Origin of the sequence: Pseudomonas izuensis (assembly GCF_009861505.1) — a bacterium.
Taxonomy (GTDB): Bacteria; Pseudomonadota; Gammaproteobacteria; order Pseudomonadales; family Pseudomonadaceae; genus Aquipseudomonas; species Aquipseudomonas izuensis.
Genome location: NZ_WTFT01000005.1, coordinates 537 through 24,795, shown reverse-complemented (window position 1 = coordinate 24,795; position 24,259 = coordinate 537). Strand labels below are relative to the sequence as shown.

Sequence of the window (24,259 nt, the reverse complement as noted above, 5' to 3'; positions counted from 1 at the left end):
GAAAAACTCGATGAGCAATAAGGTATTCGTTGCTGGCGTCGGCATGATCCAGTTCAAGAAACCGGGGACCAACGAGCCCTACGACGTGATGGGTGAACAGGCGATCCGCCAGGCCCTGGCGGATTCGGGCCTGGACTTCAACGACATCCAGCAGGCCTACGCCGGCTACGTCTACGGCGACTCCACCTGCGGCCAGAAAGCCCTGTATCGCGTAGGCATGAGCGGCATCCCGCTGATCAACGTCAACAACAACTGCGCCACCGGCTCGTCGGCGCTGTTCCTGGCCCGTCAAGCCGTGGCCAGCGGTGCGGTGGATTGCGCCCTGGCTTTTGGTTTCGAGCAAATGAACCCCGGTGCGTTGAAATCGGCCTGGACCGACCGTGCCCCGGCCACCGAGCGTGCGCTCAAATTGACCAACGAACTGGTGGGCATGCCCGACCTGCCGACCGCCATCCGCCAGTTCGCCGGGGCCGGTTTTGCGCACATGCAGAAATACGGCACCCGCCTCGACACCTTCGCCAAGATCCGCGCCAAGGCCAGTCGCCACGCGGCCAACAACCCGCTGGCGGTGTTCCGCAACGTGGTCAGCACCGAAGAAGTGTTGGCCGCACCGATGCTCTGGGAAGGCGTGCTGACCCGCCTGATGGCCTGCCCGCCCACCTGTGGTGCCGCCGCCAGCATCGTAGTGTCCGAAGCCTTCGCGAAAAAACACGGGCTGCGCACCGACGTGATGATCGCTGGCCAGGCGCTGACCACCGACCTGCCGAGCACCTACGACGCCAACGACATGATCCGCGTGGTCGGTTTCGACATGACCCGCATGGCGGCCGACATCGCCTACAACCAGGCCGGCATCGGCCCGAAAGACATCGACGTGATCGAGCTGCACGACTGCTTCGCCCAGAACGAACTGCTGACCTACGAAGGCCTGGGCCTGTGCGGCGAAGGCGGTGGCGAGCGACTGGTCTGCGACGGCGACAACACCTATGGCGGCGAATGGGTGACCAACCCGTCCGGCGGCCTGCTCTCCAAGGGTCACCCGTTGGGCGCCACCGGCCTGGCCCAGTGCTACGAGCTGACCCACCAATTGCGTGGCACCGCCGAGCAACGCCAGGTGCAGGACGCGCGCATTGCCGTGCAGCACAACCTCGGCCTGGGCGGTGCCTGCGTGGTGACCGTGTACCAGAAAAACTGACGCGCCCGGCAATCAAAGGAGCCATCCGGATGATCGACAAGAAACACATCGGCAGACAGCTGCCCACCTTCCTCGCCACCGCCGAAGCCGGGCAACTGCGCTTCTTCGCCAAGGCCACCGGGGAAACCAACCCGATCTATTTCGACGAGCAGGCCGCCCGTGACGCCGGTTATCCAAACCTGCCGCTGCCGCCGACCTTTCTGTTCTCGCTGGAATTCCAGATCCCGTCCAACGCCTGGCGTGACGAACTGGGGATCGTCACCGCACGCATCCTCCACGGCGAAGAGTCGTTCCGTTATCACCGCATGGCCTACGCCGGCGACACCCTGCGCTTCGATGTGCGCATCGCCGACATCTACGACAAAAAAGGCGGCGCCCTGGAGTTCGTGGTGCGCGAAACCCGAGTGACCAATCAGCACGGTGAGCACGTTGCGGACCTGCGCAGTGTGCTTGTGCAGCGCAACAGCTGAAGCGGAGAAGACTGATGAACGCGATAAGCCTGGAAAAAATCAACATCGGCGACACCTTGCCGCCGCTCGCTTTGCCGCCGATCAACCGCACGACCCTGGCCCTGTTCGCCGGTGCGTCGGGTGATCACAACGCCATTCACATCGACACCGATTACGCCCGCCGCGCCGGCATGCCGGACGTGTTTGCCCACGGCATGTTGTCGATGGCCTACCTCGGTCGCCTGCTGACCCAATGGGTCGATCAGCGCCAGTTGCGCGAATTCGGCGTGCGTTTTCTCGGCATCACCCACCTGGGTCACCAGATCACCTGCACCGGTGCTGTCGTCGACCGCTTCGAAGTCGACGGCGAACAACGGATCAAGGTCGAAGTGCGCACCACCAATCAATACGGCGAGACCAAGATCGTTGGTGACGCCGTGATCGCTCTGTAAACAAAACCAATCATTGAGGAGCAACACCCCATGGCAAAACTCGACGGCAAAGTCGCACTGGTCACCGGTTCCGGCCGTGGCATCGGCCAGCAAATCGCCCTGAAACTGGCGAGCGAAGGCGCGCGCATCGTGATCAACGACCTGGACGCCGATCCGGCCCACGAGACCGCGGAAATGATTCGCCAGATGGGCGGTGAAGCCGCCGTCTGCCACGGCAACGTCAGCGCCCCGGACTTCGGCGACCGTTACGTCAAGACCGCGATGGACAACTTCGGCGGCATCGACATCATCGTCAACAATGCCGGCTACACCTGGGACGACGTGATCCAGAAGATGAGCGACGAGCAGTGGTACGCGATCCTCGACTGCCACATGACCGCGCCGTTCCGCATCCTGCGTGCCGCCTACCCGATCATCAAGGCGCAAGCACAAGCCGATGCCGCCGCCGAGCGCGAAGTGTTCCGCAAGGTGGTGAACATCTCGTCGGTGTCGGCCCTCAACGGCAACGCCGGGCAGATGAACTATTCCTCGGCCAAGGCCGGTGTGATCGGCATGACCCGTGCCCTGGCCCGTGAATGGGGCCGTTTCAAGGTCAACGTCAACGCCGTAGCTTTCGGTTTCATCGAAACCCGCATGACCAAGGCTGACGCCCATGCCGGCGCCACGGTGAACATCGAAGGTCGTGACATCCGTGTCGGCATCAGCCCGGAAGCCGCCAAGTCGTTCGCCCAGCGCAACCCGTTGGGTCGACCAGGCACCGTGCAGGAAGCCGCCGACGCGGTGTATCTGTTCTGCTCGCCGGAGTCGAACTACATCACCGCGCAGACCATCGCGGTGGCTGGCAACCTGCAATAACCCCGGAAACACCTGTAGGAGCGAGCCTGCTCGCGATGGACGTCAACGATGACGCGCCCTGTCTGAATGATCGCGGTGCCTGGGCGTTTTTCGCGAGCAGGCTCGCTCCTACAGGGGATGTGTGATCCGCCACCTGATCCGGGTGGAGCGTTGTCGCTGGCGTCCTTCGAACATGGGACCGTCGCCCTTCGCGACGCCAGACAACAAGGAGCCAGTCAGATGACTCGCATAACAAAGTGGCTGCCGGCACTCGCCCTGTCCGTCATTTCGGCAACCGCCGCCGCTGCCGACAAACCCAATATCCTGGTGATCTTCGGCGACGACATCGGCCAGACCAACATCAGCGCCTATTCCATGGGCGTGGTCGGCTACAAGACGCCGAACATCGACCGTATCGCCCATGAAGGCATGCTGTTCACCGACTACTATGCGGAGAACAGCTGCACCGCCGGGCGTTCGTCGTTCATTACTGGCCAGTCTCCCCTGCGTACCGGCCTGACCAAGGTTGGCGTACCTGGCGCGCCGATTGGCATTCAGAAACGCGACATCACCATTGCCCAGGCCCTCAAATCCCAGGGCTACGCCACCGGCCAGTTCGGCAAGAACCACCTGGGCGACAAGGATGAGTTCCTGCCGACCAACCACGGTTTCGACGAGTTCTTCGGCAACCTCTACCACCTCAACGCCGAAGAGGAACCGGAGCGTCCGTACTGGCCAAAAGACGACCCGGACTTCGTCAAATCCCGCACGCCCCGCGGCGTGATCCACAGCTACGCCGACGGCAAGATCGAAGACACCGGTGCGCTGACCACCAAGCGCATGGAAACCATCGACGACGAAACCACCGCTGCCGCGCAGGCGTTCATCGAGAAACAGGCCAAGGCGGATAAACCGTTCTTCGTCTGGATGAACACCACGCGCATGCACCTGTTTACCCATGTGCGCGAGTCGATGAAGGGCCAGAGCGGCATGCCGGGCAACGATTACGCCGACGGCATGCTGGAGCACGACGGTGACGTCGGCAAACTGTTGAAAACCCTCGACGACCTGAAAATCAGCGACAACACCATCGTCGTCTACACCACTGACAACGGCCCGAACCAATTCTCCTGGCCGGATGCGGCGACCACGCCGTTCCGTAACGAGAAGAACTCCAACTGGGAAGGCGCCTATCGGGTGCCGGCCATCGTGCGCTGGCCGGGCAAGATCAAGGCCGGTGAGGTGTCCAACGAGATGTTCTCGGGTATGGACTGGTTCCCGACCCTGCTGGCGGCAGCCGGCGACAGCGAAGTGAAGGACAAGCTGCTCAAGGGCTGGGCACCGACTTCCGGCGGCAACAACTTCAAGGTGCACCTGGACGGCTACAACCAGTTGCCCTACCTGACCGGGAAGCAACCAAAAGGCGAGCGCCGCGAGTTCTACTACTTCAACGACGATGGCGTGCTGGTGTCCATGCGTTACGACAACTGGAAAGTAGTGTTCGCCGAACAACGGGAACCCGGTGGTTTTGCGGTGTGGAGCAGCCCGTTCGTGCCCTTGCGCGTGCCGAAACTGTTCAACTTGCGCATGGACCCCTATGAGCGGGCGGACAGTGTCTCCGACCAGTATTACGACTGGACTGTGAAGAACTCCTACCTGCTGGCCGCCGGGGTGGCCAAGGCCGCGAGGTTCCTGCAAACCTTCGTCGAGTTCCCGCCGAGCCAGAAGCCCGCCAGCTTCAGCATCGACCAGATCCGCGCGGCGGTGGATGCGAAGATCGAAGAGAAGAGCAAGGCCCAGGCCAAACCTTGATCAGCGGCCGTCACCTGCCTTGCAGCGGGTGGCGGCTTTCGCTCGCAGTGATTTGAGCTATACCCACTAATCTCCCATTGCAGTTATTCAATTCAGGAGGTTGGCATGAAGTTCAGATATGCACTCGCAATTCTAACCGCCACCGCGAGCCTCTACGGCTGCACCAACTCATCGGGCCATGGGGTAATGGTCCCCTTGAATGCCACCCGGCAAAACGCCGGAGAGATCGGCAATGTCACGCTGGCTGATTGGGACAAGCAAACCGGACTCAGTTTCTTCATCAGTGGTATCCCCAACGGCACCTCGCTGCCGTTGCGCATCTACAGCTTCATCTACAAGGGCAGCTGCCAACAACCCGGGCCGGTCGCCTACGCCATGAACGATCGCGTCAACACCGAGCGCCAGGCCATCAAGGGCTGGGCGTTTTCCAGAAGTGCACCCGTCACCATGGCGACTCTGCTGTCCGGCGGTTACTCCATCGTCGTGCGTTCCGCACCGCCCGATGGCAACGTCGATCTCTTTTGCGGGGACATCCCGCAGGCAAACTCGCAGAAATAGAAAAGGGAGCGGGCGACGCTTGCTGCGTCGCCCTCCTCCCGTCGCCAAAGACGCGGGGCCTTTACTCGGTCACACCGACGATGTGCTCAGGTGCAGGCTCGGCAGAACCGATCGGCGCGTTGAGCAGCAGGAAGTACGCCAGGGCCGAACACAACGCTACCACCGCACTGATCATGAACGCGGTATTGAACGAACCCGAGTACTGGATGCTGAAGCCGGTGACGATCGGCGCGACGGAACCGGCGATGTAGCCCCCGAAGTTCTGGATCGAACCGAACGAGGCCACCCGGCGGCTGTCGACGATGGTATTGACGATCATCCAGGCCGTGGCGCTGGCCATGTTGATGCTGAACAGCGCCAGGCACAACAGGATGATGCAGCCGGTCAGGTCCGAGACAAATGACAGTGGCAAGGTGAACAGCGCCGCCAGCACCAGGCCGGTGATCACGCCGAATTTGCGGCTGGCGAGAACACTTTTGCCACGGCGTACCAGCAGGTCGCAGAAGCGCCCGGCGACGATGGTGCCCACCGCGCCGAAACCATAGGCCAGCGACACCAGCCACGCGGTCTTGTACAGGTTCATGCCGTGCTCGCGCTCGAAGTAACCGGGCAACCAGGTCAAGTGCAGCCACAGCATGTAGATCACACCCATGAAGCCCAGGACCGCACCCCAGGTGCTGCGGTGCTTGAACAGGTCGAGCCAGCCGGCAAAGTAGGACACCTTCGGCGCTTGAGGGTTGGTCACGTGTACCTGGGGTTTTTTCTCGGTGGGCAATGGCTTGCCTTCAGCCGCGAGTTCGGCCAGGTATTGCGCCTTGCTCTTGTAGAAGGTCAGCCAGCACAACGCCAGGATGACACCGAGCGCGCCGGTGATGATGAACATGCCGCGCCAGCCGAAGTTGACCATGAACAGTGTCAGCAAGGGCGGCGCCAGGCATGGGCCCAGGCAGGTCGACGACCAGACGATCCCGGTCGGCGTGCCGCGCTCGTTGGCATCGAACCATTCGGACAGGGCCTTGGCCGCCGAGGGAAACATCGGTGCCTCGCCAATCCCCAGCAGGACGCGCAGGCCCATGAAGCCGGCAAAGCTGTTGACCATGCCGAACGTCGACTGAGCCACCGACCAGGCCAGCAACGAGGCGCCCAGGGCGATCTTGCTGCCCAGGCGGTCGATGATCAGGCCCATCGGCAACTGCGCAAAGGCGTAGGCGATGGAGAAGGCCGACAACAGAATGCCCATCTGCGAAGGGCTGATCATCATGTCCTTCTGGATCGAGGTATTGGCGATCGACAACGCACTACGGTCCAGGTAGTTGACGATGCCGATCAACAGCAGGAAGACAACGGTGAGGCTTTGATACTTCTTCAGTGTGTTCATCTGATGGCCTTTATTATTGTTATTGAAGCGGTTGCAGGTCTACGCATCCCCCCTGTAGGAGCTGGCTCGCCAGCGAAGACGGTGGATCAGTCGACACTGTCATTGCCTGAACGGACGCTTTCGCTGGCAAGCCAGCTCCTACAGGGGACAAAAATCAGGGTTGGCGTGCCGTCACCGCCACTTCCAACAGGCCACGCCGAGCCAGGCTGTCGATCAATGAGCGCAGGCCAAAGTCCCACGGCGGCGCCTGGTCGCTGGTGGTCACACGGTTGCACAACGTACCCAACTGCGGGTTGCTGATAGCCACCACATCGCCCGGCTTGTGGGTGAAACCGTTGCCCGGCTGGTCGCGGTCCTGCTTGGGGGCGAACAGGGTACCGAGAAACAGCACCAGGCCGTCGGGATATTGATGGTTTTCATTGAGTGTCTGCTGGACCAGGTCGAGCGGGTCGCGGCTGATCTGGCGCATGGAACTGCGGCCCTCGAGGATGAAACCGTCCTGGCCTTCAACGCGCAAATCCACCTCCGCGTGACGCACGTCATCCAGGTTGAACGTCTCGTCGAACAGACGCAGCAATGGCCCCAGCGAGGTCGAGGCGTTGTTGTCCTTGGCCTTGGACAACAGCAAGGCGCTGCGCCCTTCGAAGTCGCGCAGGTTGACGTCGTTGCCGAGCATGGCGCCCTGGACCGTGCCATTGCTCGACACGGCCAGCACCACTTCCGGTTCCGGGTTGTTCCAGCTCGACTTGGGGTGAATGCCGATGTCGGCGCCATGGCCGACCGCCGACAGCGGCTGGGCCTTGGTGAAGATTTCGGCGTCCGGGCCGATGCCCACTTCCAGATACTGGGACCACAGGCCTTGCTCCACCAATACCTTGCGCAAGGCTTCGGCCTGGGCCGAACCCGGTACGATTTGCGACAGGTCGGCACCGATGCGGCTGGCCAGGGTGTCGCGGATCGCGTCGGCCTTGGCCGGATCGCCCTTGGCCTGCTCTTCGACGACGCGCTCCAGCAGGCTGGCGGCGAACGTCACGCCAGCGGCCTTGACCGCTTGCAGGTCGATGGGTGCCAGCAACCATGGCTGGTTTTCGTCGCGCAGGCCCGGGTCGCTGTTGTCCAGCAACGCGGGCAACTCGATCAAGGCTTCGGCCAAGGGCAATGCACGCAGGTACGCCACCGGGTCAGCCACTTCAAGCAAGGCCGAGACGGTGGCCACATGGGCGCTGATATCGTGCACGGCACCGGCCTTGACCAGCACCACGGCCGGCCCCTGCCCCGGCAGCCAGACCCGTCCGACCCAACTGCCGGTATTGAATACGGCGGCGTTGTGGCCCAACCGCAGCGGTGCTTGTGCTTTCGATTCGTTTGTCATGTCTGCACTCTTGTTGTCGTTGTGTGTGTCTGTAGGAGCGAGCCTGCTCGCGATGGACGTGTGGGCGCCGTGGGGGTGTCAGGCGCCCAGCGTTATCGTTGACGACCATCGCGAGCGAGCTCGCTCCTACAAAATGCCTCAGGAAAGCGCAGGCAGTTGCAACTGCCCGGCAGTCCGGTTGAGTTCATCGACCACCTTCTGCGTCAGGCTCACGCCTTCGCCCAGGGCTTGTTCGCGCAACTTCAGGCCCGCCTGGCCCGGCAGGCGCACCGGGCGCCCGGGATCGACCGGCCGGCTCGCCAGGATCAGTTTGCTCAGGAACGAACTTTCATCGGTGAAAGCCTTCAGCCCGCCGAAGAAGCGCGGGTCAATCACCACGGCCGTGGCCGAGGCGCCCCACTGGTCCGGGGCGTCCTTGCGCCCATGACCGGCCAATCCCGAGGTCAGCGCCTCAACCAGAATCGCCAGGGCAAAACCCTTGTGCCCGAAGGCCTGGCCACCCAATGGCAGGATGCTGCCCGGCGGCGTGGTAAAAAAGTCGGCCGGGTCGTCGCTCAACCGGCCCTCGTTGCTCATCAACACCGGGTGCGGCAAGGTGCTGCCGGCATCGCGGCACTGGCCGACCAGGCCCAGGGTCACGGTGGACATGCTTACATCCAGCAGGATCGGCTCGCCGCGGGTTGGAATACCGGCGGCAATCGGGTTGGGCGTGTAGACCGGGTCGATCCCGCCATGGGCGCAGACCAGCCCCGCCGACGGGTCCGAGGAATACACCATGGCCACCAGGCCACGGTCAGTGAAGGGTTTCAGGTACGCGGCCAGGCAACCGATGTGCGAGGCGCGGCGCACCACGGCGATACCGATGCCCTGCGCCGTGGCGCCTTTGGCCGCGCAATCCAGGGCGCGGCTGACGCAATAAGGGCCGAGCACATAGTGGCCATCGAACAGCGCCGAAATGCCGCTGTCCGAGACCTGCTCGAGCATCTGCGCACTGGCCTTGACCTGCCCGGTCAGCATACCGCCGATGTAGCGGCTTACCAGGTTGAGACCGTGGGTACGATGCCCCAGCAACTCACCTTCGAGCAGCACGCGGGTCACCACCTGGGCGACTTCGGCATCGGCCCCGGCTTTTTCGAACAGTTGCTCGACGAACGTAGTGAGCGTTGCTGCGGCGTAGCGTTTGGCGTGAGTCATGCTTGCTGCTCCGTGATCCATTGAAGGTCTGTGCGGTGTTGGCCCATCGACCCGTCAGGTCACGGCACCGATTTGCCAGGGCACGAACTCGTTCTGCCCATAACCGTGTTGTTCGCTCTTGCTGCGTTCGCCGGAAGCGATGCGCAGCATCTGTTCGAAGATGTAGGCGCCGCGCTCTTCAATCGTGGTGGAACCCTCGGCGATGCCGCCGCAGTTCACGTCCATGTCTTCTTCCTGGTGCTCGAACACCCGGTTGTTGGTCGCCAGCTTGATCGAAGGTGCCGGCGCACAGCCGTAGGCCGAGCCTCTGCCGGTGGTGAAGGCGATCAGGTTGGCGCCGCCGGCGACTTGCCCTGTGGCCGAGACCGGGTCGTAACCCGGGGTGTCCATGAACACCAGCCCCTTGGCCCGAACCGCTTCGGCGTACTGGTACACCTCCACCAGGTTGCTGGAGCCGGCCTTGGCCACGGCGCCCAGGGATTTTTCCAGGATGGTGGTCAGGCCACCGGCCTTGTTGCCGGCCGAGGGGTTGTTGTTCAGTTCGGCGTTCATGCGCCGGCAGTAGTCTTCCCACCAGTGGATACGCGCGATGAGCTTCTCCCCCACCTCGCGGCTCACGGCCCGGCGCGTCAGCAAATGCTCGGCGCCGTAGATCTCCGGGGTTTCCGAGAGAATCGCGGTGCCACCGGCCGCCACCAGGCGGTCAACGGCATTGCCCAGCGCCGGGTTGGCGGTGATGCCCGAGTAACCGTCCGAGCCGCCGCACTGCAGGCCGACGATCAAGTGGCGGGCACTGACCGGTTCGCGCTGCACCTGGTTGGCCTTGGGCAGCAAGGCCTTGACCTGTTCAATGCCGCTGGCGATGGTTTTCGACGTGCCGCCAATGCCCTGGATCGTGAAGGCGCGCAACTGGTCGCTGGCCTCAAGCCCCTGGCTCTCGAGCAGGCTCTCGATCTGGTTGGTTTCACAGCCCAGGCCGATGATCAGTACCGCCGCGAAATTAGGGTGTACGGCATAACCACCGAGGGTGCGGCGCAACAGGCCCAAGGCCTCGCCGCCGGGGTCCACTGCGCAACCGGCGCCGTGGGTCAGCGCCACCACACCGTCGATGTTCGGGAAGGCCGCCAATGCTTCGGGGTGGATATCCCGGCGAAAATGATCGGCCACCGCCCGGGCCACGGTCGCCGAGCAGTTCACCGACGTAAGAATGCCGACGTAGTTGCGGGTCGCGACGCGGCCATCGGCACGTACGATGCCCTGGAACACCGCTTCAGTACCGGGGAGGGTGTGGGCATCGACGCCAAAGGCGTAGTCACGGGCGAAGTCGCCCATCTCCACGTTGTGCACATGCACGTGGTCGCCGGCTTCGATGGGCTGCGAAGCGAAACCGATGATTTGTCCATAGCGACGCAGGGGTTGGCCCTGCTCCACGCGCCGGGTGGCGACTTTGTGCCCGGAAGGAATCGGCTGGCGCACGGTGATCGCTTCCGCTTCCAGGCTCAGACCCTCTGGCAGGGCCTGCCGTGCAATCAGTACGTTGTCCAGGGGGTTGAGGCGAATCACGGCAGTGTCGCCGGTCCGAGTTCTGGCAATCAGTTGCATGGGACCTCTCAGGGCAGTACGGCTGACTTCTTGTTATGGCGCCGCCCCTTCCGTGAAGGGCGAATCTGCGATAACTGTAAGGAGCCAGCCCTGACATTCCCAATGAGATGATCCGATCAACCGATAACCTGGCGTTATCGAATGGCCTGATCGAGTGACCTTAATCAATCAATCGCCACGCCCTCCTCCCGGCGCTGGCGCGCGAAATCGAGCAGGATGTCGGCGAATTCCCGGGCGGAACCGCTCAGGGGTTCGTCCTTGCGGGTGATGATGCCGTACTCCAGCGGAGCCAGCCGCAGCGGGCTCTGCAGCTCCTTGAGCAGGCCACTGTCGAGCTGCGCAGCCACCATGGACCTGGGCAACATGGCGATCATCGGCCCCGATTGCAGCAATTGCAGGAACATCTGCATCGAGATGGTATTGACGCTATCTGCCGGGGAAGCAATGCCGGCGGCCTTGAATGCCAGCTCCAGGCGATCGCGGATGGGCGTCCCGATCGGGTACAGCACCCACGGCCACTGGCCCAAGGCGTCAAGCGGCGTACAGTCCAGCTCGTTCAGTGGATGACGGCTGTTGACCACCAGGCTGAAGGGCTCGGGCTCCAACGGCAGGAAGTCAAAGGCCTGGCTGTAACGCTCTTCGGTAAAACGGCCGATCATCAGGTCGAGCTTGTTCTGCTCAAGCATGGCCAGCAGGTGGTCGCTGGACTGCTCCACCACCTCAATCGACAGCAATGGGCTGCGTGCCTTGATCGCGGCGATGGCCTGGGGCAGCACCACCGAAGTGGCCGCAAAAATCCCGCCCACCTTGAGAAAGCCATGGCCACCCTTGCGCAGCCGGTTGACCTGGTCGACGAAGGTGTGTGAATCGGCCAGCGCCCCCTGGGCATAGCGCACCACGTACTCGCCAAGCTCTGTGGGCGGCATGCTGCGTGGCAGGCGCTGGAACAGGGCAAAGCCGAACTGCTCCTCCAGGTCACGCAGCATCTTGCTCAAGGCGGGTTGGCTGAGGTTCATCTGGATGGCGGTGGTGTGCATGTTGCGCGTACGTGCCAGGGTGTCGATCAGCACCAGGTGCTTGAAGCGCACCCAGTTGCAGAAGCTGGAATGGGTAATGTCCGACGGCATCGGGGGGTAGTGCCTCTTTAAGGTTCGCTCCTGTAGGAGCTGGCTTGCCAGCGAAGAGGCCATGGCAGGCAACGAAAATCCCGCCCGATGATCCATTCACCGCGCCGCTATTCTCGCTCAGTCGGACCCCAACACTCGTTTTATTTCAGCTCCGTTCTTAATTCGGTTCCGGGCACGAAAAACTTGGTGGGATCATCGACCTTCTTCAGATCAATCAAGGCTCGGCAAACGCAATGGGAGAATTCTTTCTGCAACGTTTCGGGGTCTTTCGATGCCACTTGCGATGCTTGCATGGGTTGTCCCCCGGGCGATTTATAGCAGACACAATTATCCATTCGGGTGATGCCGTACTCAGTTGTGCTCGAACAAGCAGTGGTCAGCAAAGAGATCGCGATAAGCATTGCGAAGCGTTTCATTGGCTCCCCTCCGAGGCGGTTATGAAGGGCTAACGCTAAATAGAACGCAGTGGAGTGATAGCGCCTTCGTCTGCCCTCTGATCAGGCAGGGTGTTGTAACGGCGTGGTGACCGATGAAGGCGGTTTTACACCCTGGACGCAAAGCCCGATCTGCTCAATAAGCCCGACAGAAGAAAGCTTAGCTCTCATTTTCCAACGCTCCATCCACTGGCGGCTGTTGGCGGTTTTCTGCCCTCAACGCTGGTGCACATCCCTGGGTTCCTCGGCCGGGGCCGTAAACCACTTGTCTTTAGGCACCCGCTTATCTTTCTCGGGATCGCCCAGGTAGTGCGGCGACATGATCTGCACGCCGTATTCGTTGAAGACGTCCTGGATATTGGCGTGCAGCATGCTCAGCAGCACGGCACGGGGCCGGGGTTGACTGGGGATGGCCTGCGCCACCAGGCGATATTCGGGATAAAAATCGGAAAGCGCAGTCTGGAAGACCTGCGCCGGCGGTTCTTCGAGCACACCGGGTGTGCGCCTGGCGGCTTCCAGCAACATGGCTTCCACCTGGCGCCACGGCGTGTCGTAGCCGATGGTCACCACCGTATCCACCACATAGCCCGGGCCCTGCACCGTGCGGGAATAATTCTTGGTGACCGTGCCGGTGATCATCGAATTGGGCAAGGTCAGCACTTCCCCCAGACCGGTGCGGATGCTCGTGGTGAACATACCCAGTTCGGTGACCGTGCCTTCGTATTCGCCAATGCGCACGAACTCACCGGGACGCAAGGTTCGGGTGTAGGTCAGGATCAACCCGGCGGCGGCCTGCCCCACCACGCTGGTGGCGCCCAGCGAAATCATCAGGCCGATCAGCACGGACAGGCCTTTGAAGGCGTCGGTACCCGCGCCGGGCAGATACGGGTAGGCCATTGCCAGCGCGAACAGCCAGATCGCCAGGGACGTCAGGCGCTGGGTAGGCTGCAGGGTTTCACGGTTGAGCCAGGTGAAGGTTCCCGGCGTCGCCATGCGCCTGAGCACACGGCGACTGAACGCCGTGGCGCCACGGGCGATGAAAAAAATCGCCAGGGCCACACCCAGCCCGGGTATGGCGCCGACGATGGCCTGAAACAGGTAGCTGACCACCTCGAACAGGTAATTGTTGAGGCTTTCACCCCAGGGCCGGGTGTAGGGAAAACGCGACAGGACAAACCCCAGCCACTCATACGTGAGCAGCAGCAAGGCCAGCCATCGCAGCAGCCAAAACAGGCGGATGACCAAGGGGTACAGGTAATTGGCTTCAATGACCTGTACCCGGCCGACTTTCAACGCCCGAGTGTGCCGATCCATCAATTCGGGCAATCGCGTGAGCAATCGGCGTCGCAAATAAGCCACGCCCCAGAGCAGCGCCACGTACACCGCCGTGGCAATGGCCGCCGCGCCCAGCGAGCGAAGCATCAGTTGCAGGTTCCGCGCCTCCCGGGTTTCCGCCACCACCTGGCGCAGGTGTTCAGCCGCGCTTTGCGCTGCCTGCTGCACAGAGGAAAAGTCCACGGTGTCGACATCATCGGGCGCCACGATAAAGGCGCGCCTGGCCCCCAACAGCACCAGATAACTGTCGTGGATCGGGTCAAGGGTGACAACGGGCTCGCCGTCCTCATCCAGGGTTTCGCCGATCACTGCTTTCGCCCGCTTGACCCGCGAAGCCGGCGCTTCACCGAGCAGCGTGGCGCGGAACACCATGATGCTGCGGTTGGCCACTTTCAGTTCGACGGGATCTTCGACCGGTTTCACGGCGTCCCCGGCCCACAGCAGCATTGACCAGAACAGGCTGAAAACGACCATCGACAAGGCAGGCAACCTGCTCCGCATGCGTCAGTTCCTTACGTCACAGGTTGAGGACAGGGTTAACAAAACGCAGCGTAGTCCAGCGATGAAGGGTTGTCAGATTGTGCCGTGGTCGATATCAAAAGCCGTGTGAGCCGGGATCGACTTGACGCAGAACACCGTTGCTCGCTCCAGGGAAACAAGCGCAACACAGATCCCATGCGCTAACCTGACGCCAGGACTCGACAGCCCAGCCCTCACTCATCGGATCAAGGCCTGCCCTCTATGATCATTTCTTCTGCATCGGACTACCGCGAAGCGGCACGTCGCAAACTCCCCCGTTTTTTGTTCGACTACATCGATGGTGGAGCTTATGCAGAGCATACGCTGCGGGCCAACAGCGCCGATTTGAGCGGGGTCAGCCTGCGCCAGCGAATCCTGAAGAACGTCGAAAGCCTGAGCCTGGACACCACCCTCTTCAACCAGCGGCTGTCGATGCCCATCGTGCTGGCGCCGGTTGGGCTGACCGGAATGTTCGCCCGCCGTGGCGAAGTGCAGGCGGTCAAGGCGGCGCAGAACAAGGGGATCCCGCTGTGCCTGTCGACCGTGTCGGTGTGTTCGATCGAGGAAGTCGTGGCCAACACTCGACAACCGATCTGGTTTCAGCTGTACGTGTTGAAAGACCGGGGCTTCATGCGCAACGCACTGGAGCGTGCGCAAGCCGCCGGGGTGCAGAACCTGGTGTTCACGGTCGACATGCCCACCCCGGGCGCCCGCTACCGGGATGCTCACTCGGGCATGTCCGGTCCGTTCGCTTCTTCACGTCGTGTGCTCCAGGCCATGACTCGCCCCGACTGGGCCTTTAACGTCGGCGTCATGGGCCGTCCGCACGACCTGGGCAATATCTCCAAGTACCTGGGCAAAGCCGTCACCCTCGAAGACTACATGGGCTGGCTGGCCAACAATTTCGACCCCTCGATCAGCTGGAGCGACCTGGAGTGGATTCGCGAGTTCTGGAAAGGCCCGATGATCATCAAGGGCATTCTCGATCCCGAGGATGCCCGCGACGCGGTCAGTTTCGGCGCAGACGGGATTGTCGTGTCCAACCACGGCGGCCGGCAGCTGGACGGCGTGCTTTCCACCGCCAAGGCCCTGCCCCCGATCATGCAGGCGATTGGCAATGATCTGAGCGTGCTGGTCGACTCGGGCATCCGCTCGGGGCTGGACGTGGTGCGCATGCTCGCGCTTGGGGCGAAAGGTGTCTTGCTGGGCCGCTCAATGGCCTACGCCCTGGCCGCCGACGGCCAGCGCGGGGTGGAAAACATGCTGGATATATTCGCCAAGGAAATGCGCGTGGCCATGACCCTGACCGGCGTCACGTCCATCGACCGGATCGACGAGTCCATTCTGGTGCGCAACCCCCTGTAGGAGCGAGCCGGTCGACGCTCGAATGCTCGCGATGGAGGCTCAGGCACCGAGGGCATTCAGACAGCCCGCGTTATCGTTGACCTCCATCGCGAGCAGGCTCGCTCCTACAAGGGGTTCGTCACGGCCACAAACATCAAAAAATTCAGATGTCAGCCTACAAACATATGAATTTTCTTTGATGTATTCCCCTTTTAAGCTCCCATTCACTCCTTTCAGAAGGAGCCCGTTTCGTCGGTACGCCTGAAAACAAGGCGATCCCAACAATAATGTGTCTGCCGACCCAAGGAATTTCTATGTCATCTACGTTCGCACGCCACCGTGCCGGCCGTTGTGCACCCGTCATTGGCGTCATCTCTTTTGGAGGTCAGCGATGAGTGCGTCCCTCAAGCGGCCAAGCGCCGATGAACACCTGCTGCACAGCCAGGGCTACGCCCAGGAATTGCATCGCGGCTTGTCGCTCTGGTCCTCTTTTTCGGTCGGTTTCGCCACCGTATCACCCGTGGTCGGCATCTATTCGGTGATGTCACTGGGCGCGATGAGCGTTGGCCCTTCCTGGGTGTGGATCGTTCCACTATGCCTGGCGTTGCAGTTGCTGGTGGCCCTGGTCTACGCCGAACTGGCCTCGCAGTACCCCCTGGCCGGCGGTTGCTACCAGTGGGTCAAGCGCCTGGCGGGTGATCGTTGGGCCTGGTTTACCGGGTTCATGTACCTGGCCTCGGCCCTGGCGTCTTTAACCACCGTGGCCTATTTGGGCGGGTTCTGGTTATGGCTGTTTTTCACCGGCGAGCCACCCGGCGCCAATGCTCAGGTGTTCAGTGGCGCGGTACTGCTCCTGCTGGGCCTGGGTGTGAACCTGTTCGGAATCAACCCGCTGAAGTATTTCGTCAACGCCGGGATCATCGCCGAGGCGATCGCCTCCATCGGTATTGGCGTGTTGCTGCTGTTGTTTTTCCGCAATCACTCCCTGTCCCTGGTGTTCGAAGGCCTGACTTCTTCACAAGCCGGCGACGGTTCCTACCTGTCCGGTTTCCTCACGGCCATGGCCGTCGGCGGTTGGGCGTTCCTGGGCTTTGACGCCTGCTCGCAGGTATCCGAGGAAACCGCCGACGCTCGCACATCGACGCCACGGGCCATCCTGCGCTCGATGATCCTGGTGGGCCTGACGGTGATGCTCACCGCCTTCGCCGTCACCCTGTCCTACACCGATACCGCCGCCATGGTGTCGGGCCAAGTCGTCGATCCGGTCACACCGGCGGTGGTCGACGCCTTCGGTGCCTGGTCGGAACGGCCGTTCGTGGGCGTCGTGCTAGTGGCGTTCATCGCCTGCGTGGTGTCCGTGCAGACCTACATCGGTCGCGCGGTGTTCGGCATGGCCAGGGATTCGATCCTGCCCGCCTCGGCAGTCCTGCGGCGCGTAGACAAGCGCAAAGTGCCGTTCGCGGCGATGGTGTTCAGCACCTTGTTCGCCAGCTTCGGCCTGGCGCTGGGCCTGAACGCCACTGCGGTGGGTACGCTGATCGCCTTTGGCAGCGGCGGCTTCTTCGTGGTGTTCCTGATCGTGGTGACCTGCGCCCTGCTCGCTCGCCTGAGCGGTAAATGGAAAGCCGAACCGGGTGTGTTCAGCCTTGGTCGCTGGGGTGTGCCGGTCAACCTGGCGGCGTTCTTTTGGCTGGTGTTCGAAAGCATCAACGTGGCCTGGCCACGGGAGTCACTCGCACCACCCGGTGCCCCGTGGTTCCAGGTCTGGGCAGTGATCCTGGTGTTCTCGATTCTCGCGGTACTGGGTCTGATCTACCTGTTCTGGGCCAAGCCGCACCTGCGCACGCTCAATCCCCAGCTGCGCCCGCAATAACCCCCCTCGTCTTGTTGTGCAAGGCGCATCCTCCCTGCGCCTTGCCGATCCGGAGTTTCAGATGTCTGCTCTTCACTATTGGAATTACCCCACGGAAATTTTCTGCGGGCCGGGTGCGCTTGAGTCGCTGGCACAACGCTGCACCTTGCTCGGCATGCGCAATCCTTTGCTGGTGACCGATCCCGGCATGCTGGGACTGGAACCCTTCGCGCTGCTCAAGTCCCACCTGACGCAAGCGGACATTGTGTTCAGCGTATTCAGCGACGTCGCCAGCAACCCGAGCATGGCCGACGTGGCGCACGGCGTTGCCGCGTTCAAGGCGGGCCGGCACGATTCGCTGATCGCCCTGGGCGGTGGCAGTGCCATGGACGCCGCCAAGGGCATCAGCCTCGCCGCCGTCGATGCCCGGGGCCTGGAGCGGTTCGAATGGTCCCAGGTCATGGCGCACTACCCGACCCTCGCGGATTTCCCGCGGTTGGGGCTACCGCCCTTGATCGCCCTGCCAACCACTGCCGGCACCGGCTCGGAACTGGGCCGCGAAGCCGTCCTGACCCAGACCGAACAGAACATCAAACGCGTGATCAGCCACCCGGAATTGCTCCCGGCCACAGTGATTCTCGATCCACTGCTGACTCGCGGCCTTCCGCCAGCCCTGACCGCGGCGACCGGCATGGACGCCCTCACCCATCACATCGAAGCCTTCTGCTCCCCGCTGTATCACCCCATGTCCTCGGGTGTCGCGGTCGAGGGCATTCGCCTGATCCGACAACACCTGGTCGACGCTTGCGAAGATGGCCAAAACATGGGCGCACGCGAAGGCATGCTGATCGCCTCGGCCATGGCTGCCGTGGCGTTCCAGAAAGGCCTGGGCGGTGTGCATGCCCTCGCCCATCCGCTGGGTGCGCGCTATCACAAGCACCATGGTTTGTTGAACGCGATCCTCCTGCCGTATGTGCTGATCGCCAACCGCGAAACCATCAGCGTGGACATCGGGCGACTGGCCCGTTACCTGGAGCTCGAACAGCCTGATTTCGAGGGTTTTCTGGCGTGGGTACTGGTGCTGCGCAAACGCTTGGGCATTCCCCATTCGCTGAGTGAAATCGGTCTTGATGCAGGCGCCGCCGACTGGGTGGGAGAACAAGCCCTGGCCGATATCTCGTCCTCAGACACCAATGCTTGTGCCCTCGACGCCGCCGACTACAGCCAGATTTTCCGCAACGCCGTGCAAGGCGTTCTGCAAGGAGTACAAGCATGATTCCTGCGCATTACATCAATGGCCGCTGGGTGGCTGGCGAAGCCGAAGAGTGCATCACTGTCTACGACCCCGCCCTGGGCCAGCCCTTTGCCGAGTTCATCGGGGCAAGCCCCGCGCAAGTCGACCAGGCCATCGTCGCCGCGCGCCAGGCGCTGGCCGGTTGGCGCAACCTCGCTTCGCCGCAACGGGCCGGCTATTTAAGGGCGATTGCCGAGCAGCTGGAGCAACGTCGTGAGACCTTGATCGCGTTGCAAATGCAAAACAACGGCAAACCCCGTCACGAAGCCGTGGTGGATATCGACGACGCCGTGGCCACGTTTAACTACTACGCAAACCTGGCCGAGGGACTGGACGAGCGGCAGGACCGTGACGTGCCGTTGTCCGTAGCGGGTTTCAATGCCCGAACACGCCTGGAGCCGGTGGGTGTGGTGGGCCTGATCGTGCCGTGGAACTTCCCGTTGGTCACCAGTGCCTGGAAGCTCGCACCGGCGCTGGCTGCCGGCTGTACAGTGGTGCTCAAGCCTTCGGAAATCACCCCGCTGATCGAGCAAGCCTACGGCCACATCGCCGATGCCATCGGCCTTCCGGCAGGCGTGTTGAACATTGTCGGTGGCAAGGCCGAGACCGGTGCAGCACTGAGCAACCATCCCGGCATCGACAAGCTGTCGTTCACCGGCAGCAACGCCATCGGCAGTCAAGTGATGCGCAGCTCGGCCGCCCATTGCCGCCCCGTCACCCTGGAGCTGGGTGGCAAATCCGCCATCCTCGTGTTCGACGACTGCGATCTCGACCAGGCCGTTGAATGGATCGTCGCGGGCATCTGCTGGAACGCCGGGCAAATGTGCTCGGCCACCTCGCGCCTGCTGATACAGGACAGCATCGCCGATGCGCTGGTCCTGCGTCTGAAGAATGCCTTCGAGAAACTGCGGGTGGGCAACCCCCTCACCGATGAAGTCGACATGGGGCCGCTGACCAGCCAGGCACAATGGGCCAAGGTGACCGAGTACTTCGACATCGCCCACACCGAAGGCTTGCAGTGCGTGAGCGGTGGCGACGTGCAACGCGATCCGGGCTGGTTCGTCAACCCGACCCTGTATGCGGACGTGCCGCTGACCAGTCGCCTGTGGAACGAAGAGATCTTTGGCCCGGTGCTATGTACTCACCGTTTCTCATCGGAAGCGGAGGCGCTGGCGCTGGCCAACGACAGTCGTTTTGGCTTGGTCGCCACAGTCATCAGCACCGATCTGGTCCGGGCCGAACGCGTGGCCAATGCGCTGGAGGTCGGTCACGTCTGGATCAACTCGATACAGGCGGTGTTCGTCGAGACCTCCTGGGGCGGGACCAAGGGCAGTGGCATTGGCCGCGAACTCGGGCCGTGGGGCCTGTCGGCCTATCAGTCGGTCAAGCATGTGACCCGCTGCCTGGGCTGACTTGCCTACAAGGCGTGTTCGCTCAGCAGATCATCAATGAAGGCGCGCACCGCTTCGCTTTGCGGATGCCCGACATGGGTGATCATGCTGTGCTGCACTTCATAGCGCAGTGTCTGCGGATGCAGGGCGCGCATTTGCCCGTTCGCCAGCCAGGGCCGGGCGTAATGGGCCGGCAAATACCCCAGGTGCGTCCCGGCCAACACGCCATGGGCCACGGCCTCCATGTGATGCGCCGTGGCCGATGCGCGAAGCGGCGCAACCGGCAACACCTGGTCGGCCGGCAGGAAGCCATGGGTGATCCAGTCACTGGCCTGCATCTGTTCGACACTCGGGTTGTCCACGGTAAACAGCGGGTGTGTGTGGCCGCAGAAAATGCCGATTTCCTCACGGTACAGCGGCTGATAAGCCAGGGTCGGCAATGGCCGGCTGAAATAGGAAATGGCCAGGTCCAGTTGCCCGTCGATCACCGCCAACTCCAGCTCCGTGGGCGAGTTGACGAAGATGTGCAGGTGCATGTCGTGTTCGCGCTGATAAAAACGCGCCATGGCGGCATCGATTCGGGCGCTCGGCAAGGTCGCGATGTTGTCCGCCAGCCCCAGGTAAAGATCCCCCACCAAACGCCCGGCAAGGTCTTGCGCCTCGTCGCGAAAGGCGTCCACCGCGCCAAACAATGCCGATGATGCCTTGAGGATGCGCTGGCCCTTTTCGGTCAAGCGGAAGCCGCCCTTGCCTCGCTCGCAGATTCGATAACCCAGGCGCTTTTCCAGCCCCGAGATGTGCGTGCTAATGTTGGACTGGCTCATGTTCAGCTCGGCCTGGGCGGCCGTGAATCCACCGCATTTGACGACAATGGAGAAAATGCGCAGCAGGCGCAGGTCCATGTCTGTTACGTTTCTGAGCACAGGTTTTCCCTACAAGTGGAAGTGAACAGTATGGGCATTTTTTTTGGGAGGGAGGGACCGCTATTCAACGCCAGGGCCTGATTAGCGTCAATGCTCGACCGACCTTCAACACCGACAGGAATTGATCCATGCGCATCGCCTTGCTGTCCGATATCCACTTGTCCGTCAACGCGATAGCGTTTCCCGAGGTGGAGGCCGATATCGTCGTGCTGGCCGGCGATATTGCCCGGCCGGCCAGGGCCATCGAGTGGGCCAGGGCCTGCCCGGCTCCGATCCTGTACGTGGCCGGCAACCACGAGTTCTATGGCAGCGACCTGGTCTCGACCTACGAGCAGTTGAACAGCTTGTCCCAGGGCACAGGGATCCACATTCTGGAACGCTCGGAGCATGTCCACGACGGCGTGCGTTTCCTGGGCTGCACCCTGTGGTCGGACTATCGTCTGTTCGACGATGCGCAGGACCGGGCCCGGGGCATCGACCTGGCGACGCAGCTCGTGCGCGACTTCAGCCACATCAGGATTTCGCCGGACTTTCCCGACCTGTTCACCCCGGCGGTGTCCCAACTGATTTTCCTGCAGACCGTCGCCTGGCTGGACGACTGCTTCAGCCGCGACAGTACGACGCCGACGGTGGTGATTTCCCATTACGCGCCGACCCGGTCGAGCATCGGCCCGATGTTTGCCGATTCGCCGATCAACTCGAGCTTCGTTTCGGACCTCGAAGAGCGGATCAAGGCGTGGCAACCGGCGCTGTGGCTGCATGGCCATACCCATGGCAGTTTCGACTACCGGGTGGGCAATACCCGCGTGGTGTGCAACCCCCGGGGTTATGCGAAAAATGGCGTGAACGAGAACCCCGAATTTAACGATGCGCTGGTGATCGAACTGGATTTGCCCGTCACTTGAAAAAATGGCTGGGCGTTGTCCCGAACTGCTTTTTGAACATGGTGGTAAACGCACTGGGGCTGTCGTAACCCAGCGCTCCTGCCACGTCGATGATTTTCTCGCCGACGGCAATGCGCTCCAACGCCAGCAGCAGCCGGGCCTGTTGGCGCCACTGGCCGAAGGTCATGCCGGTTTCCTTGTGGAACAGGCGCTGGATGGTCTTGGCATCCAGGTCCAGCCGGTCGCTCCAGTCCGACAGTGTTGAACCATCCCCCGGGTCCTGTTGCAGGGCCGAACAGATCGCCTGAATACGTTGATCCGCCGGTTGCGGCAGGTGCAATGGCAAGGTCGGCAGGAGGGTGAGTTCGTCCACGATCAAGCGCATGATCCTCGCTTCGCGCGAATCCTCGTCTACCGGCGCCGCAATGTTCACGGACGTCTTGATCAGTTCGCTCAGCAGCGCCGAAATGCTCACTGCCCTGGTTTCATCCGGCAGCTGCGGGAATTGGTCCGGCCGCACGAAGACGCTGCGCATCTTCAACGCGCCGACGCAGCGTATCGAGTGCACATGCCCGCTGGGCATCCAGATCCCCCGGCTCGGCGGTACTGTCCACTGGTGCAACCCCGAGTGCACGACCATCACGCCCTCGACGGCGTAGATCAACTGATGCTTGGCGTGGCTATGGGGTTCGATGAACCAGTTTTCCGGGTAATCGGTCGCGCTGGTGCAAACCGCCCAGCTCACTTCGTCCATCTCGATCAGAAATGTTTCCAGTGGCTTGACCATAATGCCTCTTTTGCGAAAGTAGCTGCCCGAATTGCGCGAGACAGGCAATTTCGCGAAATCTAGCATAGCGCCAGGTAGATGCAATGCCCCTTTTCTCCAGCCTGGATGATGTGCGATGTCCTCAATGACGACTCCTTCCGCTACCGCCGCGGTGGCCAGCCAGACCAGCCCCCTGGTCATGCGCGTGATCGGTGCCTGCGCCCTGGCCCACCTGATCAATGACCTGATCCAGGCCGTGCTGCCTTCGATCTACCCGATGCTCAAGGTCAACTACGGCCTGACCTTCACCCAGGTCGGCCTGATCACATTGACCTTCCAGCTCACCGCTTCGCTGCTGCAACCATGGATTGGCTACCACACAGACCGGCATCCCAAGCCCTGGCTGCTGCCGGCCGGGATGGTCTGCACCTTGATCGGCATCCTGATGCTGGCCTTCGTCGGCAGCTTCCCGGCGATACTCGTGGCCTCGGCCCTGGTGGGCATTGGCTCCTCGACCTTTCACCCGGAAACTTCACGGGTGGCACGCCTCGCCTCGGGTGGCCGCTTCGGTCTCGCACAGTCGACCTTCCAGGTCGGCGGCAACGCCGGCAGCGCCTTCGGCCCCTTGCTGGCGGCGGCCATCATCATTCCCTACGGTCAAGGGAATGTGGCCTGGTTCGGCCTGTTCGCGGTATTCGCCATCCTGATCCTGTTTGGCCTCAGTCGCTGGTATCGCAGTCACCTGAACCTGTTCAAACTCAAGCAGGGCAGCCAGGCCACCCACGGCCTTTCCAAAGAGCGCGTGACCTTTGCCCTGGTGGTGCTGGCGCTGCTGGTGTTCTCCAAGTATTTCTACATGGCGAGCTTCACCAGCTACTTCACCTTCTACCTGATCGAGAAATTCGACCTGTCAGTCGCCAGCTCCCAGTTGTACCTGTTCTTGTTCCTCGGTTCGGTTGCAGCGGGAACCTTCTTTGGCGGCCCCATTGGTGACAGGATCGGTCGCAAGAAAGTGATCTGGTTCTCCATCCTCGGCGCAGCCCCCTTCACCCTAGCCTTGCCCTACGTCGATCTGTTCTGGACCGGCGTACTGAGCATGGTCATCGGCTTCATCCTCGCCTCGGCATTTTCCGCCATCGTGGTCTTCGCCCAGGAACTGGTACCGGGCAATGTCGGGATGATCGCGGGCGTGTTCTTCGGACTGATGTTCGGCTTCGGCGGTATCGGCGCTGCGCTGCTCGGGCACCTGGCGGACATTCATGGCATCGAGTACGTGTACGCCCTGTGCTCTTATCTGCCGCTGTTGGGCATTCTGACGATCCTGCTGCCGGCCACCCAAAACACACGGCACGTGTAGGAGCTGGCTTGCCAGCGAAAGCGGCCTATGTGCCGACCTGATTTTCGCGGATGTACCGATTCCCTGTGGGAGCTGGCTTGTCGGGTCGCCGCATCGCAGCGAAAGCGGGTTGTCAGTCAATATTGATGTTGACTGTGCCGCCGTCTTCGCTGGCAAGCCAGCTCCTACAGGGGAACTGGTACATCCG

At 62.2% G+C, this 24,259-nt stretch carries 21 protein-coding genes; 12 read left to right on the top strand and 9 right to left on the bottom strand.

Features of this window, described 5'->3' with window-relative positions; all coding sequences use genetic code 11:
• Positions 1–10 precede the first annotated feature (10 nt).
• The 6 genes from GPL81_RS05290 (at position 11) to GPL81_RS05265 (ending at position 5,300) form a co-directional block, all read left to right on the top strand.
• Positions 11–1,195, top strand: coding sequence for a lipid-transfer protein (locus GPL81_RS05290; protein WP_160105564.1), 1,185 nt, complete (start codon positions 11–13; stop codon positions 1,193–1,195).
• A gap of 29 nt (positions 1,196–1,224) precedes the next feature.
• On the top strand, positions 1,225–1,665 hold the full coding sequence (locus tag GPL81_RS05285; RefSeq protein ID WP_093221246.1) for a MaoC family dehydratase N-terminal domain-containing protein: 441 nt from the start codon (positions 1,225–1,227) through the stop codon (positions 1,663–1,665).
• 14 nt (positions 1,666–1,679) lie between these two features.
• Entirely contained in the window at positions 1,680–2,096 is a 417-nt protein-coding gene (locus GPL81_RS05280; RefSeq protein WP_090320285.1) for a MaoC family dehydratase, read from the top strand.
• 30 nt (positions 2,097–2,126) lie between these two features.
• Entirely contained in the window at positions 2,127–2,951 is an 825-nt protein-coding gene (locus GPL81_RS05275; RefSeq protein ID WP_096510511.1) for an SDR family NAD(P)-dependent oxidoreductase, read from the top strand.
• Positions 2,952–3,170: 219 nt separating this feature from the next.
• Positions 3,171–4,742: an arylsulfatase gene (locus tag GPL81_RS05270; RefSeq protein ID WP_160105562.1), complete on the top strand. Its 1,572-nt coding sequence runs from the start codon at positions 3,171–3,173 to the stop codon at positions 4,740–4,742.
• A gap of 105 nt (positions 4,743–4,847) precedes the next feature.
• Positions 4,848–5,300, top strand: a complete 453-nt coding sequence (locus tag GPL81_RS05265) for a hypothetical protein (RefSeq protein ID WP_160105560.1) — start codon at positions 4,848–4,850, stop codon at positions 5,298–5,300.
• Positions 5,301–5,361: 61 nt separating this feature from the next.
• Here GPL81_RS05265 and GPL81_RS05260 read toward each other — a convergent pair whose 3' ends face one another.
• The 7 genes from GPL81_RS05260 to GPL81_RS05230 form a co-directional block, all read right to left on the bottom strand.
• On the bottom strand, positions 5,362–6,678 hold the full coding sequence (locus GPL81_RS05260; RefSeq protein WP_160105558.1) for an MFS transporter: 1,317 nt from the start codon (positions 6,676–6,678) through the stop codon (positions 5,362–5,364).
• A gap of 154 nt (positions 6,679–6,832) precedes the next feature.
• A complete protein-coding gene (locus GPL81_RS05255; protein ID WP_160105556.1) occupies positions 6,833–8,050 on the bottom strand; it encodes a fumarylacetoacetate hydrolase family protein in 1,218 nt (405 codons plus the stop codon).
• Positions 8,051–8,188: 138 nt separating this feature from the next.
• The gene (locus GPL81_RS05250; RefSeq protein ID WP_160105554.1) at positions 8,189–9,244 is read right to left on the bottom strand and encodes an Ldh family oxidoreductase; all 1,056 of its coding nucleotides are present in this window, start codon (positions 9,242–9,244) and stop codon (positions 8,189–8,191) included.
• 54 nt (positions 9,245–9,298) lie between these two features.
• Positions 9,299–10,846 (bottom strand): UxaA family hydrolase, encoded by a 1,548-nt coding sequence (locus GPL81_RS05245; protein WP_160105552.1) that lies wholly within the window; start codon positions 10,844–10,846, stop codon positions 9,299–9,301.
• A gap of 164 nt (positions 10,847–11,010) precedes the next feature.
• Complete coding sequence (locus GPL81_RS05240; protein ID WP_160105550.1) at positions 11,011–11,973, bottom strand: LysR family transcriptional regulator; 963 nt, start codon at positions 11,971–11,973, stop codon at positions 11,011–11,013.
• Between the two features lie 140 nt (positions 11,974–12,113).
• Positions 12,114–12,389, bottom strand: coding sequence for a hypothetical protein (locus GPL81_RS05235; protein ID WP_160105548.1), 276 nt, complete (start codon positions 12,387–12,389; stop codon positions 12,114–12,116).
• Positions 12,390–12,623: 234 nt separating this feature from the next.
• On the bottom strand, positions 12,624–14,243 hold the full coding sequence (locus tag GPL81_RS05230) for a mechanosensitive ion channel family protein (protein ID WP_160105546.1): 1,620 nt from the start codon (positions 14,241–14,243) through the stop codon (positions 12,624–12,626).
• Between the two features lie 240 nt (positions 14,244–14,483).
• Here GPL81_RS05230 and lldD point away from each other — a divergent pair, with 240 nt between their 5' ends.
• The 4 genes from lldD (at position 14,484) to GPL81_RS05210 (ending at position 20,163) form a co-directional block, all read left to right on the top strand.
• On the top strand, positions 14,484–15,626 hold the full coding sequence (gene lldD, locus GPL81_RS05225; RefSeq protein WP_160105544.1) for an FMN-dependent L-lactate dehydrogenase LldD: 1,143 nt from the start codon (positions 14,484–14,486) through the stop codon (positions 15,624–15,626).
• 370 nt (positions 15,627–15,996) lie between these two features.
• On the top strand, positions 15,997–17,478 hold the full coding sequence (locus GPL81_RS05220; RefSeq protein WP_160105542.1) for an APC family permease: 1,482 nt from the start codon (positions 15,997–15,999) through the stop codon (positions 17,476–17,478).
• Positions 17,479–17,539: 61 nt separating this feature from the next.
• The gene (locus GPL81_RS05215; protein WP_160105540.1) at positions 17,540–18,733 is read left to right on the top strand and encodes an iron-containing alcohol dehydrogenase; all 1,194 of its coding nucleotides are present in this window, start codon (positions 17,540–17,542) and stop codon (positions 18,731–18,733) included.
• Positions 18,730–20,163, top strand: coding sequence for an aldehyde dehydrogenase family protein (locus GPL81_RS05210; RefSeq protein ID WP_160105538.1), 1,434 nt, complete (start codon positions 18,730–18,732; stop codon positions 20,161–20,163). Before GPL81_RS05215 ends, GPL81_RS05210 begins: the two co-directional genes overlap by 4 nt.
• A 5-nt stretch (positions 20,164–20,168) precedes the next feature.
• On the opposite strand, the gene GPL81_RS05205 is transcribed toward GPL81_RS05210, so the two are convergent.
• Positions 20,169–21,065 (bottom strand): LysR family transcriptional regulator, encoded by an 897-nt coding sequence (locus GPL81_RS05205; protein ID WP_121102423.1) that lies wholly within the window; start codon positions 21,063–21,065, stop codon positions 20,169–20,171.
• Positions 21,066–21,193: 128 nt separating this feature from the next.
• Here GPL81_RS05205 and GPL81_RS05200 point away from each other — a divergent pair, with 128 nt between their 5' ends.
• On the top strand, positions 21,194–21,970 hold the full coding sequence (locus tag GPL81_RS05200; protein ID WP_160105536.1) for a metallophosphoesterase: 777 nt from the start codon (positions 21,194–21,196) through the stop codon (positions 21,968–21,970).
• Here GPL81_RS05200 and GPL81_RS05195 read toward each other — a convergent pair.
• Positions 21,963–22,736: an AraC family transcriptional regulator gene (locus GPL81_RS05195; RefSeq protein ID WP_160105534.1), complete on the bottom strand. Its 774-nt coding sequence runs from the start codon at positions 22,734–22,736 to the stop codon at positions 21,963–21,965. The genes GPL81_RS05200 and GPL81_RS05195 overlap by 8 nt on opposite strands.
• Positions 22,737–22,851: 115 nt before the next feature.
• Here GPL81_RS05195 and GPL81_RS05190 point away from each other — a divergent pair, with 115 nt between their 5' ends.
• Positions 22,852–24,072, top strand: coding sequence for an MFS transporter (locus GPL81_RS05190; RefSeq protein ID WP_160105532.1), 1,221 nt, complete (start codon positions 22,852–22,854; stop codon positions 24,070–24,072).
• Positions 24,073–24,259 lie beyond the last annotated feature (187 nt).